Source organism: Streptomyces longhuiensis, assembly GCF_020616555.1.
Taxonomy (GTDB): domain Bacteria; phylum Actinomycetota; class Actinomycetes; order Streptomycetales; family Streptomycetaceae; genus Streptomyces; species Streptomyces longhuiensis.
In genome coordinates, this window is the sequence record NZ_CP085173.1 from 1,109,176 (window position 1) to 1,123,394 (window position 14,219).

Sequence of the window (14,219 nt, forward strand, 5' to 3'; positions counted from 1 at the left end):
TCCAGACCTTTCGTCAATGGGTATGGACCAATGGGGAGTTGGGGCCGAGACGTGGTTCGGGCTAGTACGTCGCGCGTCGCTGCTGCGACCGGGCCGCGCTCCCGTCGGCGGTGTCGGGGCGACTCTCGGGCGCCGAGCGTTCGGCCCGCGCACGCAGCGCGGCGAGCCCCGCGACGACCTCACTGCGGTTGGCTGCCGAAGTCATCCAGTCGGGCAGCCTCGGGATCATCGCCAGAGACGACGACGGACTCCCCCGCTCCCTCAGGCGCGCACCGATGTACGCCGTGAGCGCGTCCACGTGCTCGATGTCGTACGCCCACAGCAGCCGGCCCGCGCAGCGTGTCTGCAACCACAACGGCCGGCCGAAGAACGGCTCGGCCGGACCGCCGAGTGTCGCGCCGATGCGTGCGTTGCCGCGCCGCTCCGGCTCCCACTCGGCCGTGACCCCGCAGCGCGCGCAGGCCAGCCGCCTGGGCAGGAACAACAGGTCTACGGAGTAACGGAGTTCGGGCCCTCCGGGCCGAGGTACGACCACGGCGCGCGCTGAGCAGCGGGGGCACACCACGAGGATGCGGGCCGCGAAGCGGGCCAGCATGGCGCCTTTGTCGGCGTGCCGGTGCCCGGCGTCCATGGGGCCTCCCCTGCGTACTTCGACATTCGAATCCGCTTACCTCGACGCGCCGAATCGTACGCAACGACCGATCACGCCGCGCCGTCCGCGCCAGGTCACCGACCACCCTCCGCACCGGTCAGCGCATCGAGATCGAGCACAGCGCCCAACGCCCCCTTCAGCGCACCGACGCACATCCCGTGCAGTTCGGCGCGGGTGAACGACTCATTGGTCAGCCAGTCCAGGCCTTCAAGCAGGGGAGGAAACGGACTCCTGCGGAGCGGCCACCATCTCGTTCGACTGCGGAATCTACGGGTCGGGCACGGCGACGCTCACGGCCACCCAGGACGGCACGGCCGTGACGATCAGTGTGTCGACCCCGGCCATTTCGGCGCCCGTCGACGTCGCGGCGGGCTCGGTCGACTCGACGCTCACACTCACCAACAACGGCACCGGGACATCGACGTTCACGGGCAACTCCAACCCGGCGATCCCGGCCGGCAGCCCCGTGTCCACCGGGCCGCTGAACGGGACCGTCGCCGCCGGGGACAGCCTGGAGGCCAAGTCTCTGAAGGTCGTGGTCATGGGTATCACCGTGACCTGCAACGCCACATCCGCCCAGGCACCCGGTCCGTTCGTCTTCTGACGCGCAGGGCCGACCTCGCCGGGCGGTGCTACTCCCCTCCGGGGGCAGTGCCGCCAGGCTCCCCACGAGGTGACTCCGGCGCGTCGCCTACGCCGGCGGTGTGCCGTAGTCCGCCAGAATCTGCGCATGCTGAGAATCGGATCGGTTGTGCTGGGTGTCTCGGACGTGCCACGCGCGACCGCGTTCTGGACGGAGGCCCTGGGATACGTCCCGCGCGAGGCGATGGAGGACGACTGGGTGGTGTTGGTGCCGGCACAAGGCGCCGGGGTCCAGCTGTCGCTCGGCCTCAGCGAGACGCCGGTCCAGGAGCATCCGCGGATCCATCTGGATCTGTACGCCGGGGACGCGCCCGACCAGGCTGCCGAGGTCGAGCGGTTGGTGTCTCTGGGCGCACAGCGGGTTAGCTGGGACCTCTATCCGGACGACGCCGACTTCATTGTGCTCGCCGATCCGGACGGCAACCGCTTCTGCGTCATCGACACTGGTCACAACTGACGGGCGTCGCGCAGACGTCGTGCCGCTGTCGTCGGCGAACGGCAGCGAACAGGCTGTGAGCGGCTCCCCCACGGCTCGTCGTTGTCAACGGGAGGAGCCGCCTGACCTGCGCGTTCTATGGGTCAACAGATAGACGCATCTCCGTGCCCGCGGCTACTTCCTGACCGGGCACATCCCCTCGGAGAGGGTGTTGTACGTGGGCGCGCTCAGCGTCGTCGCCGCGCTGCCGCCGAGTTGGATGAGGATCTCGTCGGACAGCAGGTCCTCCTTGCCCTTCAGGGCGTCGGCGACCTTCGTGTCCTTCGGGAACACCATCTCCGCGGCGATGTTGTCCTGCACGATCCGGGCGAGGTTGTCGAGCGCGGTGAAGATCGGGTCCTTCGGCGTCTCGAGGCCCGGCAGGTCGATCAGGTGCGTGGCGACCTTCGCCGCGTTCATGCAGTCCTTGATGATGATGGTGTTCTGGTTGAGCACGCTGGTCGTCCACTGCGACAGCACCACGCAGTACAGGTCCGCCCATGCCGCCTCGCCGACCTTCGCGCGCCAGGTCTTCATGGTGTCCTGCACGCCCTTGATCTGGGCCTGCGCTGCGTGCTCCATGTTGACGCGGATGTCGGGGTAGACGCTCCCGGAGAAGTCCTCGAAGGACTTCATGTCGAACACCTTCGCCTGGACCGAGGCGTTGATGAACTTCAGCGCGGCGTCGAGGATGTTGCCGCACGACGTGGTCAGCGCGGCCGGCAGGCCGGCGGCGGGAAGGTTCTTGCGCGCCGTGGTGAGAGTGGCGGCGTAGGCCTGAAGAGGTTCGATCCACGCGGTGGACTTGTCGTCGTTGAACGCGACCAGCAGGAGGTCGTGCGGGTCGATGCGATCGGCGTTCGGCAGGTTCGGGATCTTGTCCGCGAGGTACGAGGCGATCACGGAGAAGCAGCCGAGCGGAACGTGGGCGATGGACTTCGCCAGCTCGAACGTCTCCGCCACGGGATTGACGGACTCCTGGCCGTTCGCCGTCACGAGGGTGAACCTGCCGCCCTTCGCGTCGTTCTGCACCACGATCACCGGTGACAGGTGCTTGACCAACTCCGCCTTGAGAGTGGCGTAGTTGGAGCGCATTCCGGCGTTGACTGCGAAGATCGAGTCCTTCGCCTGCTGCTGGGTCACCGACGCCGCGGCCGCGCTCGTCGTGTCCGTCAGCGGAGAGTCCGCGGCACTCGGGGACGCCGAGTAACCCAACAGCGCCGCGGTGCTGATACCGGAAGCGCTGCCTATAAATCCTCTGCGCGTAGCCATCTTCGTTTTCTCCGTAGCGGTTCGGTGCGCGAATGTTGAGTGAGTGGGGGGACCATCTGCATGGGGGGCATGTGGGACATGGGGGGAAGTCCATTGGTTGGGTGAGTCATTTGTGGGGGGCCTTAACTTGTGGGGGTTCTTCTCTTAGGGGGTGGGGGTTCTTCTCTTCGGGGGATCACAGGGGGCGGAGGGGGAAGGAATGCGCATCCCTTCCCCCTCCGAACGCCGAACGCCGAACTCACAACTCAGAACTCACAACTCCGAACTCCGAGAGAGGCGAGTACTGGTCGAGTGCCGGCTACTTGAGCGAGCTCTGCTTGGGGACCACGACTCCGTAGAGGTCCTGGACCGTGGCGAGCGCGGCCTCGTGAACCTGCTTCGCGGGGATGCCGTTAGGGTTGCCCTTGAGCGGCAGCGGCCGGGTCGCGGAGGCGTCGCCCACCACGGTCGGGTTGTTGCCGTTGAGGAACGCGCCCTGGGTCGTGAACAGGGTGCACATGTTGGTCATGAATCCGGCGATGATGACGTTCTTGCGCCCGGCCTTCTTGACCTCTTCGGCGAGATCGGTGTGGTGGAAGCCGTTGGGGACGGTCTTCTCGACGACGGGCTCGCCCTTCGCCGGCTTGAGTGCCGGAATGATCTGGCCCGCCTTCGACTTCAGGTCGTACCCCTTGTCGACGATGTGGATGACCGGCGTTCCCGCCGCACGGGCGCGCTTCAGCAGGGCTTCGGCGTTGTTCACCGCGGAGTGCCACCCGTCGAGTTCCATCACACCCTGGGTGTAGGTGTTCTGGTAGTCGACGAGGATCAGCGTCGCGTCGGAGAGCTTCGCCGGGGTCTCGTCCAGCTTGTTGAGCTGCCGCAGCGTCGTCGTGTCCTTCGCGACGTTCTTCTCCCCGGCGTTCCCACCGGCGTTGTCCACGGCGGGCGACGGCTTGCGGTCGGTGCGCGCGGCGGCTTCGGAGCTTCCTCCGCACGCCGTGGCGGTGGCCGCGAGAACGGCGGCGAGGCTCAGCGCGGCGGCTGAACGCAGCGGCTTCATCAGACGATCTCCTTCTGGGTCGGTACGACGACGCCGTACAGGTCGGCGATGGTGGCGAGGGCGCTGTAGTGCACCTGGCAGGCGTCGAGGTCGGTACCGGCCACCGGCAGCGAGCGGGTGGCGGTGGCATCGGCGACGATGGTGGGACGGTTGCCGCGCAGGAACGCGCCCTGCGCGGTGAACGCCACGCACATGTGCGTCATCCAGCCGGCGATGACGACGTCCTGTCCGTCCGGGACGTGTGTGCCCAGGTCGGTGTCGACGAACGCGTTCGGGACCTGCTTGACGACGACGGCCTCGCCCTCGACCGGCGCGACACGGGGGTGAATCTGGCCGATCTCGGCCCGGATGTCGTACGGGGTGCCCTCGCCGCCGTCGTTGATGACGTGCACGACCTTCGTGCCCTCCTGGCGGGCCCGTGCCAGCAGCTGCGCGGCGGCGTCGAGCGAGGCCTCCCATCCGTCGAGTTCCATCACGCCCTGGGTGTAGGTGTTCTGGAAGTCGATCAGGATCAGCGTCGAGTCGGCCAGCTTCGCGGGCGTCTCGTCGAAGCCGTTGAGCTCGCGCAGCGTGGTTCTGGACATGGGTGTACCGCCTTCGGTCTTCGCGTGAGGTTGGCAGCCCGAGGGATGCGGTGGGCTGCGACTAGAACGCTATGACCCGGCAGGCGTGTCGACAATGACGTCTAACATGCAGATACCGACATGCAGCTGGCGCAGCATCGATCGCCACTGCCAACTGTCAGCTGCCAACCGTCAATCGCCGAGCTCCGAGCTCCGAGCTCCGAGTACCGAGCGCCGGCCAGGGGGACTCATGCAGGACATCGCCAGACGGCTCATCGTCATCGTCCTCTTCGAAGGCGTCGACCTGCTCGACGTCACCGGACCACCGGAAGTGTTCTCCCTGGCCCGGCGCGAGACCGAGGACGCGGCGGGCTATCACGTCGTCCTCGCCGCCGAGAACATGGACCCGGTGACCACGTCCGCCGGAGTCCGCATCCTCCCGGACATCACCTTCCGGGAAGCCGCCGAGGGAGGCATCGACACCCTCATCGTGCCTGGCTCGGTGGAGGTCGACAGCGAGCGCCGCGTACGCGCGCTCGTCGACCCCGAGCTGGTCAGCTGGGTGAAGATCCTCGCCGGCCGGACGCACCGGGTCACGTCCGTATGTGTCGGCGCGCACCTCCTCGCCGCGGCCGGGCTCCTCGACGGCAAGCGGGCGACGACGCATTGGTCGACCGCGCCCCAACTGGCCGCGGACCACCCGGCGGTGAAGGTCGACGCCGATCCGATCTTCATCCGCGAAGGCGATGTCTGGACCGGAGCCGGCATCAGCGCCTGTCTCGACCTGTCGCTCGCGCTGATCGCCGACGACCTCGGCGAGGCCGTCGCGCTGCGCGTCGCCCGGCAGCTCGTGATGTACCTGAAGCGGCCGAGCGGGCAGAGTCAGTTCAGCGTTCCCCTGGAACAGCTCTCCACGACACGGCGCATCGAGGATCTCCGCCACCACATCATGCGCAACATCAGCCGGCCGCTGACCGTCGTGGACCTGGCCGAGTACGCGCATGTCAGCGACCGGCACCTGACCCGGCTCTTCAAGACCGAACTGGGCATGACCCCTCACGCCTACATCGAATCCGTCCGAGTCGAGAAGGCGCGCCACGACCTCGAATCCTCCGACGCCACCCTCGAACGCATCGCGTCCACCTGCGGGTTCGGCACGACGGACACCCTGGTGCGGGCGTTCCGGCGACGGCTGAACACGACACCGACGGAGTACCGCCGCAGGTTCCGGGTGCCCCAGACCCGTTGACGACCGGGACCCGCCTGCCCTCCTTCGCGCATAGACACTCACCCACACATAGACACTGTCTACGCACCAGTGGTAGACAGTGTCTATGGCTGATGAGAACTCTCTTCGCGAGCGGCTGATCGACGTCGGCGTGGACCTGGTCCTCACCGAAGGTTCCGCGTCCGTGGGGCTACGGGAGATCGCCCGGCGGGCCGGGGTGTCGCACGGGGCCCCGCGCCGGTACTTCGCCACGCACCACGCCCTGCTCTCGGCCATCGCGCGGCGCGGCTTCGAGGACCTCGCGGCCCGTTTCGAGACCGTCGTGGACCCCGCGGCTCCACCACGCGTACAGCTGGAGCGGCTTGCCAAGACCTACGTCGGGTACGCGCTGGAGTGCGGCGGCATGTTCGAGCTGATGTTCCGCCACGACCTGCTCGACGGTGCGCAACAGGACGGCGGCAGGCCTCAGTTGCGCACCTCCACGCTCCCGCTGTTCGAGCGGATGGTCGCCCTGGTCGGCCGGTGCCGGGAGGATCCGGACACCGTGCATCGGCCCGGCCCGCCCGGCGGTTCGGCCGTACCTCCCGCGGTGACCGCCGCCGCCCTGTGGTCCGGGCTGCACGGCATCGCCCAGCTGTGGACCTGGGGCAGCCTGCAACTGGCCCTCGCCACTCCCCCGCCCGGTGATCAGGAACGCGACCGGCTCGTGACGGCAGTCCTGGACGCCCACCTCGGTCCGGTGACGGCATGAGCCCTGCCGCACGGCGGCCCTTCGCCCTCCTGGCCTCCGTGTCCGGGGCGATGATCGTGGCGCTGGACGGGACCATCCTGCTCGTGGCGCAGCCCAGCCTCCGGCATGATCTCGACGCGAGCGTGGCCCAGGTCCAGTGGACGAGCACCAGCTATCTGATCGCCGTCGCCACGCTTCTCGTCGTCGCCGGTCGCCTCGGCGACCGGTACGGACACGCGCGGCTCCTCTTCGTGGGCGTCCTCGGGTTCGGGGTCGCGTCGGCCGGCATCGCGCTCGCACCCACGATCGGCTGGGTGATCGCACTGCGCGCCGCCCAGGGCGTCTTCGGCGCGCTCCTCCAGCCCGCGACACTCGCCCTGCTGCGGCTCACGTACCCGCCCGACCGTCTCGGCACGCCCATCGCCGTCCGCACCAGCGCGATCGCGGTGGCCGCCGGCCTCGGCCCGGTCCTCGGCGGGATCCTGGTGCAACACCTCGGATGGCGTGCGGTGTTCTGGGTCAACGTGCCTGCCGCGCTGGTGATCGCCGCGCTCACCCTCGCCGTCCGTACGCCGATGCCTGAACGCACCGGTTCACAACGGCTGGACCTCACCGGCACGGCCCTGCTCACGGCGGCACTCGCGGTGCTCGTCCACACTCTGGCCGGCGTGCCGGGGCGCGGCTGGACCGCTGGGGCGACGCTGCTCGAACTCGCCGCCGGCCTGGCCTTGTCGGCGGTTCTCGTCCTGCACGAGCGCCACGCCGCACACCCGATCGTGCCGCGTGCCGTGGCCCGGTCCGTCCCTGTGACCGCGGCCATGGCACTCCTCCTGGTCATCAGCGCGGGCCTGTTCGGCGCCCTGTTCAGGGCCACGTTCTACCTCCAGGACACCCTGCGCCTCGCCCCGCTCGCCACGGGTCTGCGCGTCCTTCCGCTCACCGCGCTGATGGTGCTCGGCGCGCCCGTGGCCGGCGCCGCGCTGCGCCGGTACGGTCCACGGCGCACCGCCATCGCGGGCACGGCTCTCGTCGTGGTGGGCATCGCCCAGCTGTCGTCGCTCGGTCCGGCCGGCCCGTGGCCGTCCATGACAGCCGCCTTCGCCGCGCTCGGCGCCGGGTTCGCCACGGTGATGGTCACCGCCACCGGGACGGTCGTCGGTGACGCGCCGCCGGGGTATGCCGGAGTCGTCGGAGGGCTCAAGCAGACGGCGATGAACATCGGCCCGTCGCTCGGCATCGCCGTCGCCGCCGGCGCGACGGGCGCTGCGGGAGCGACCCGTTCGACCGCCGCCTCCGTCTCCGCCTCCACGATGAGCAGCAGCCTGCTGCCCCTGGCCATCCTCGCTCTCCTCGGTCTGATTCCGGCCTTCCTGCTGCCTCGGCACGCGGGCGGCGAGATCGACGCCGCTCCCCTCCCACGACAACTGACGCCACAGGAAAGCCCTGTTGCGGATGTCGGCGAACGCCCCTAGCCACCACGAAGCGCCGCACGCGACCCCACCCCAGGGGCACGTGCGGCGCGTATTCGGGAGAGGGTCAGAGCTTCAGGCGGTGCACACCTCCCTGGACCGTGCCCACGTACAGCAGGCCGCCATGGGCCGCGAGACTCGTCGCGTCGAGGTTCTGCAGGCCGGTGGAGATGTTCTGCCAGGTCAGGCCACCGTCCGTGGAGCGCAGCACTCCGCGGCCGCCGCGCGGCAGGGCCGTCTCCCAGTAGCTGGTGGTCGCCGCGTACAGCGTGCCACCCACCTGGAGCAGGTCGCTCACCCGCGTCGGCAGCTTGCCGGTGTCGCCGGTGCGGAAGGTCTTTCCACCGTCCGTCGAGACCTTGATGGCGTCACCGCCGGTCAGCATGCGCGAACCGGTGAACTCGATGGTGTCGACGCGGCCGTCGGCGACCTTGGTGATGTCGTCGCCACCATTGTCCGAGCGATAGAGGCCGTCGGGGGCGCCGAGCCACAGCCTGTCCGGGTTCTTCGGGTCACCCGCGACCGCGGTGAAGTACGTCTGGTCGTTGAGCAGGTTCTTCCAGTTGGCTCCCCCGTCCTCGGTGGAGAACAGGCCCACGCCCAGCAAGTTGCCGTACGAGACATACACGCGGTCGGGGTCGGCCGGGTGCACGGCCAGCGCGAACACGGTGCCGCCGCTCTCGCCCTTCTTCTGCCAGGTGGCGCCGGAGTCGCCGCTGCGCTCCACGCGGAAGCCGCCCCAGGCGTTGTACTGCACTCGCCAGACGATCCGCGAGTCCTTGGGGGAGGTCTGCAGCAGCCGGGTCTCGACGCCTATCCTGCCCTCGCCCCCGGTGGTGCCCCATTCGGCCCCGGAGACCGGGAGCTGGGAGCGGTGAGTGCCCTGCCGGCCGGCCGCGAGCACCTGGTCGCCGCTGACCGCCAGGGAGTTGACGGTGCCGCCCTGGACGCCCAGGCGCCGGTAGTCCTTGCCGTCCGCCGTGCCCCGGTACACCCCGGCCGCGTCCGCGGAGACGGTCAGTGAGCCGTCGGCCCAGCGGTCGAAGTCGGAGACGGTCGAGGCGCGGTTGACGCCGGGGATGGTGGTCCACTCGCGGCCGTGGTTGCGGCCGACCCGGGTGTCACGGCCGTAGCTGACGTACAGGTCGCCGCCGGTGAGGGTCATCCCGGAAGCGCCGTATCCGTGATTGTCCAGCGCCGCCCAGGTCTTGCCGCCGTCGAAGGATCCGACGACGCCCGAGCCGATCTCGTAGATCGCCACGACCTGGCTGTCCGCGACCACATTGACGGAGACGCCGCCGTCCACCGAGTCGTGGACCTTGACGGCTGCGCCGAGCGTGCCGGTGGAGAGGCCGTCGCGCTTCCAGAGGGACGTGCCCGCCGAGAGGTAGAGGCTGTCACCGCCGATCGCCAGGTCGTAGACGTGGTCGGCGGGAAGGCCGATGGGCTCGGCCGCCCAGGTGTCGCCACCGTCCCTGCTGATCAGCAGGTCGGTGGCGGTGCGGGCGACGAGGGTCTTCGTCGCCTCGTCGGCGAGGAAGTCGTAGATGGGGGTGTCGGGGGTGTTCAGGGTCTTCCAGCTGCGGCCGGCGTCCTCCGTGCGCAGGATCGAGCCGGTGCGGGGGATGCCGGAGGCGCTGTTCGCGGCGTACCACCAGCGCTTGGCGTTCGTCGGGTCGATGACAGTGAAGGCCTGGCCCGACACATTGCCGAGCGGCAACCTGGTGTGCTGCTTCCAGGTCGCACCCTTGTCCTCGGTCGACCAGGGACCGGCCTTGTTGTACTGAGTGAGGACGGCGGCCCCGGGGTCGCTCTGCGCGGTGCTGATGTCGCCGCTCTCCGAGTTCGGTCCGACGGGCTGCCAGCGGGAGTCGCGGCTGTCCTCGGGGGTCACCTCGAATCCGTCGCGGTTGCTCGTCAGGGTCTTGCCGTCGGTGGTCCGACCGGTCACCGAGACCAGATGGGCGCCGACACCGCGGCCGGTGATCTCCGCCTGGTAGACGTTCCCGGAGCGGAGTTTGGTCGTGACCGTGTACGGCCTGCCGCGCGGCGGGGTCACGGTGAGGACCGGCGGCTTCGCCAGCGGGGCCGGCGTGAAGACGACCGCCGTGGACCTGCCGTCGCTCGGGTCGGGGCCCGCCTGGACGAACAGCTGTCGCACCACCAGGAGATACGGGACGCGCAGGGCCGCGCCGCCCTCAGGGGTGACGGTGACCGTGCCGCTGATCTCGGCCTCGCCCGCGGGGCGGTCGGCGCCGAGCGTGACGGTCGCGGTGGCGCTCCCGCCCGCCGGGATGCGCAGGGTGCGCGGGCTGACCCGGGCCTCGCCGCTCACCTTCAGACGGACGGTGCGGGTGCGCGTGCCGGAGTTGTTGACGGTGAGCTTCTCGCTGCCGCCCACGGTGTGCTTGGCGAGGTCCGCGAGCCCGTACGAGAGTGTGGCCGGAGTGGTGGTGATGGCGGCGTCCGCCCGGTCCGCGGCCGCGGCGACGTCGAGTCGGCCGGAACCAGTGGTCGTTGCCTCGTACTCCTTCAACTGCTTGGTGCTGCCCACGAGTTCGGAAGTGACCTTCGTCGGGGTCTCACCGGGGTGGAGCTGGCGCAGCAGGGCCGCGGCTCCCGCGACGTGCGGTCCCGCCATCGACGTACCGGAGAGGCGGTAATAGCCGGGCGCGTACAGAGACTTGGGGATCGTGGAGCGGATGTCGTATCCCGGTGCGACCAGGTCCGGCTTGAGGTCCCAGTTCAGGTCGGGGCCGCGCGAGGAGAAGGAGGCGATCTTGTCGGTGACGTCCGTGCCGCTGATCGTCACCTCGACCTTGCCGTCCGCAAGGCGGCGGCCGAGCTCGGCGTACTGGGTCGAGTCGACGCCCAGCATGACCATGGTGTCCATGCGCAGCGAGTCGCCGGACTCCTTGACGGAGGTGGCCGGGGCGAGCGGTACGGTGCCGTCCGCCTTCGCGGGCGGCTGACCCGCGGTGTCCGGCGGGCCCGCAGCGCGCGGCTGTCCCCCGGTATCCGGCTGCGCCGCGAGCACCGGACCGCCGCCCGCGCTCTTCCCTCCGATGATGGCGAGCGCTCCGTGGCGCTCCGCCTCGCGGGCCATCTCGATCTCCCAGGCGGACAGATGCTCCTGGGTGTCCGCGACGAGCATGTCGATGCGGACGGCCTTGCCCTTGACGTCTCCGGCCCGCTCCCAGTCCTCCGGGGTGCCCTGGCCGAGGTCGACGACCTCGGTGGTGACCGGGGCCGCGGGCGGGTTGGCGGAGATCACGCCGCGGTACGTCTGGATCTTCCCGCCGCCCTTGTAGGTGGCGGCGGGTATGCGCAGCCCGCTGACCGAGGCCCCGACCGCGATGACGCCGTCGGCGGCGGCCGGGGTGCCGACGGTGCCGCTTCCCGGGCCATCGTTGCCGGCCGAGGCGACGACGACAACTCCCGCCTTGGTGGCGGCGGTTGCGGCTGTGCCGAGCGGATCGCGGCCGTCTCCGTAGCCGCCGAGGCTCATGTTGATGACATCGGCGCGGTGCGGATTGGCCGGGTCGATCGCGGCCTCGATACCGGCGACGATGTCGGAGGTGTAACCCTCGCCCGCGTCGTCCATGACCTTGTACGCAAGGAGGTTCGCGCCCGGGGCCACTCCGGTGACGCCGCCCTTCTCGGCGGCCCTGCCCGCGATGATGCCGGCGACATGGGTGCCGTGGCCGTTGTCGTCCGTCGGGTCGGCGTCGCGGTTGACGAAGTCGTAGCCGCCGACGACCTTGTGGCCCTTGCCGAGGGCACCGCCCAGGTCCGGGTGGCTGTAGTCGACGCCGCTGTCGAGGACGGCGACGGTGACGCCCTTGCCGTCGGCGCCGTTGCCCGACGGGTCCTTGCGCCGCCAGACCTGTGGGGCGTTGATCAGCGGCACGCTGTCGTCGGTGAGGATGTGCATCTTGGCGTCGGGGACCACGGAGGCCACCCCGGGCAGTTGCTTCAACTCGGCGACCTCAGAGGCCTTCACGGTCACGGCGACCGCGTTGAGCAACAGGTTCAGCCTGCGCGGGGAGCCGGTGTGCAGACCGGCGTCCTTCGCATCACCGAGGAACGTTTTCTGCCGGGCTGAGAGGGAGGCGCGGTCGGCGCCGATCTCGCTGGCGTCGGCGGACCGCAACGTGCCCTTTCCCGTCGCGGCGGCAGCCCCGGACAGCGTCACGATGACGCGCTGCTCGGGGTCCTGGTGTGGGTCCGCGGTGGCGGACTGGGGCACCGCGGACAGCAGGCCGCCGATGACGGCGGCCGTGAGCCCGGCGGTGAACGTTCTTCGAGGGGTCATGCCAGACGAATTAATCGGACGCGCGTGGTCCAGACAACGCTTTTGCCTGGCCCATTGCTGCCGCTGGCACACACGGGCCAAGATCCGGACATGCCCCAACTGACCGCCGCAGGAATCGAAGCCTTCGACGAGAGCGTCTACCGCGCGATCCTCGTCCGACACACCGCCGCGCCCGCCGACCTCGCGGGCGACCTGTCCTGCTCCACCGAACGGGTCGCCCGCGCCCTCGACCGACTGCGCGAGAACGGCCTGGTCGGACGGCTCGCCGGAACCCGCCGCCGGTACGCGGCCATTGAGCCGGGCGCGGCCCTGGAGTCACTGGTCCGCTCCCGGACCGCGGATCTCGACGGCGTACGGGCGGCGGCCGGCGAGCTGTCACGGCTGTTCGCCGCGGCCCGGCAGGGCGGCTCCGAACAGGTCGAAGTAATCACCGGCGGCGAGGCGTTGGGCCGCTGGTTCGTACAGCTTCAGCAGGAAGCGCGCGACGAGGTCATCACCCTGGACCGCCCGCCGTACGCGCTGACCACGTCCAACCCGGTCGAGGCGACCGCCCTCACCCGGGGCGTCCGCTACCGCGCCGTCTACGCCCCCGAGGCGCTGGAGTGGCCCGGAGTCCTGGGCGACATCCGCGAGCTGGTGGCGCACGGCGAGCAGGCCCGCGTACTGCCGGGCCTGCGCATCAAGCTGGCCATCTCCGACCGCCGCCTCGCCCTGATGCCGCTCACCCTCGACTTCACCACGGAGGTGCGCGCCGCCGTCATCCGCCCGTCAGCCCTGCTCGACGGCCTCATCGACTACTGGGAACTCTGCTGGCGCACCGCGACCCCGCTGGGTGCCCCCGCCGAGGACGACCCCCTCGGCGAGGAGGACCGCCAGATGCTGACCCTCCTCGTCGGCGGCCTCAAGGACGAGGCGATAGCCCGCCAGTTGGGCTGGTCGGTACGGACGATGCGGCGCCGGATCAGCCGCCTGCACGAGGAGCTGGGCGCCGCGAACCGCTTCCAGGCGGGAGTGATCGCGGCGCGCCGGGGATGGATCTGAATTCCCTTGCTCCATCAGCCAGTCGGGTGACTAGCGCTCGGCGGCTTCGAGGTCGTCGGAGCGTCCCGCCCGCAGACGGGGCCACTGGGCGGTGGGCCGTCCGTCGGTGCTCATGTAGGTGTCGCTGATCCGCGGCCAGCCGGCGGGCGAGTCCTCCCACGGCTCCTGCCGCCCGTACGCCGTCCGGTCCAGCAGGCCGTACGTCTGGTCCATCGCCTCGACACCGCGGCCGGTGGTCCAGTACGTCTCGAACACCCGGTCTCCCTGGCGCAGGTAGCACGCCAGCATGAACGGGCCACGCCCCGCCATCAGCGTGTCGATCGACTCCCGGGCCGAGTACCAGGGCACGTCCCAGCCCATGAAGTCGCGGTAGCGGACGCTCTCCGCGTACGGGCCCTGGCACAGCGTCGCGTAGGTGACGTCACGGGAGTGCAGGTAGGACAGCTCGCGGACCTGGCTGTTGAAGAACGTGCAGCCCTCGCACTGCTCGGCGGCGGGGTGGTCGGCGTGCCACATCTGGAAGTACGCGATGAGCTGCGTACGGCCCTCGAATGCGTCCAGCAGCGTGACCTGACCGGACGGGCCGGTCAGTGGGGTGCCGGCGTCCACTTCCACCATGGGCAGCCGGCGACGGGCCGCCGCGATCGCGTCGCCTTCGCGGGTGTACGCCTTCTCCCGGATCCGCAGCGCGTCCAGTTCCGCCTGGTAGGCGGCTCGGTCGACGGCCTCGGGGGCCGGAGCGGTCGTTTTGGTGCTCATGAGAATTCATCCCTTCATGTCGTGCTGTCCG

Annotated in this window: 11 protein-coding genes and 1 pseudogene; 6 read left to right on the forward strand and 6 right to left on the reverse strand. The window is 70.0% G+C overall.

Features of this window, described 5'->3' with window-relative positions; all coding sequences use genetic code 11:
* Window positions 1-61: 61 nt before the first annotated feature.
* Window positions 62-631 (reverse strand): hypothetical protein, encoded by a 570-nt coding sequence (locus LGI35_RS05220; protein WP_227292727.1) that lies wholly within the window; start codon window positions 629-631, stop codon window positions 62-64.
* A gap of 262 nt (window positions 632-893) precedes the next feature.
* Between LGI35_RS05220 and LGI35_RS05225 the strand changes: the two are divergent.
* Both LGI35_RS05225 and LGI35_RS05230 read left to right on the forward strand, forming a co-directional pair.
* Window positions 894-1,256, forward strand: a pseudogene (locus LGI35_RS05225) (hypothetical protein); the annotation flags it as partial.
* A gap of 126 nt (window positions 1,257-1,382) precedes the next feature.
* Window positions 1,383-1,751, forward strand: a complete 369-nt coding sequence (locus tag LGI35_RS05230) for a VOC family protein (RefSeq protein ID WP_227292728.1) — start codon at window positions 1,383-1,385, stop codon at window positions 1,749-1,751.
* A 153-nt stretch (window positions 1,752-1,904) separates the two neighbouring features.
* On the opposite strand, the gene LGI35_RS05235 is transcribed toward LGI35_RS05230, so the two are convergent.
* From LGI35_RS05235 to LGI35_RS05245, 3 genes are all read right to left on the reverse strand, one after another.
* Entirely contained in the window at window positions 1,905-3,041 is a 1,137-nt protein-coding gene (locus tag LGI35_RS05235; RefSeq protein WP_227292729.1) for a hypothetical protein, read from the reverse strand.
* A gap of 298 nt (window positions 3,042-3,339) precedes the next feature.
* On the reverse strand, window positions 3,340-4,083 hold the full coding sequence (locus LGI35_RS05240; protein WP_227292730.1) for a cysteine hydrolase family protein: 744 nt from the start codon (window positions 4,081-4,083) through the stop codon (window positions 3,340-3,342).
* A complete protein-coding gene (locus LGI35_RS05245; protein WP_227292731.1) occupies window positions 4,083-4,667 on the reverse strand; it encodes an isochorismatase family protein in 585 nt (194 codons plus the stop codon). The genes LGI35_RS05240 and LGI35_RS05245 overlap by 1 nt, the downstream gene beginning before the upstream one ends.
* A gap of 229 nt (window positions 4,668-4,896) precedes the next feature.
* On the opposite strand from LGI35_RS05245, the gene LGI35_RS05250 reads away from it, so the two are divergent.
* The 3 genes from LGI35_RS05250 to LGI35_RS05260 all read left to right on the forward strand — a co-directional run bounded on the left by LGI35_RS05250 (window position 4,897) and on the right by LGI35_RS05260 (window position 8,076).
* Entirely contained in the window at window positions 4,897-5,895 is a 999-nt protein-coding gene (locus LGI35_RS05250) for a GlxA family transcriptional regulator (protein WP_227292732.1), read from the forward strand.
* 85 nt (window positions 5,896-5,980) lie between these two features.
* Window positions 5,981-6,625 (forward strand): TetR/AcrR family transcriptional regulator, encoded by a 645-nt coding sequence (locus LGI35_RS05255; RefSeq protein ID WP_227292733.1) that lies wholly within the window; start codon window positions 5,981-5,983, stop codon window positions 6,623-6,625.
* Entirely contained in the window at window positions 6,622-8,076 is a 1,455-nt protein-coding gene (locus tag LGI35_RS05260) for an MFS transporter (protein ID WP_227292734.1), read from the forward strand. Before LGI35_RS05255 ends, LGI35_RS05260 begins: the two co-directional genes overlap by 4 nt.
* Window positions 8,077-8,140: 64 nt before the next feature.
* Here the strand turns inward: LGI35_RS05260 and LGI35_RS46055 are convergent, their stop codons facing one another.
* Window positions 8,141-12,388, reverse strand: a complete 4,248-nt coding sequence (locus tag LGI35_RS46055) for a S8 family serine peptidase (protein ID WP_279348619.1) — start codon at window positions 12,386-12,388, stop codon at window positions 8,141-8,143.
* Window positions 12,389-12,478: 90 nt separating this feature from the next.
* On the opposite strand from LGI35_RS46055, the gene LGI35_RS05270 reads away from it, so the two are divergent.
* On the forward strand, window positions 12,479-13,429 hold the full coding sequence (locus LGI35_RS05270) for a helix-turn-helix domain-containing protein (RefSeq protein WP_227292735.1): 951 nt from the start codon (window positions 12,479-12,481) through the stop codon (window positions 13,427-13,429).
* Between the two features lie 30 nt (window positions 13,430-13,459).
* On the opposite strand, the gene LGI35_RS05275 is transcribed toward LGI35_RS05270, so the two are convergent.
* The gene (locus LGI35_RS05275; RefSeq protein WP_227292736.1) at window positions 13,460-14,188 is read right to left on the reverse strand and encodes a DUF899 family protein; all 729 of its coding nucleotides are present in this window, start codon (window positions 14,186-14,188) and stop codon (window positions 13,460-13,462) included.
* Between the last annotated feature and the right edge of the window lie 31 nt (window positions 14,189-14,219).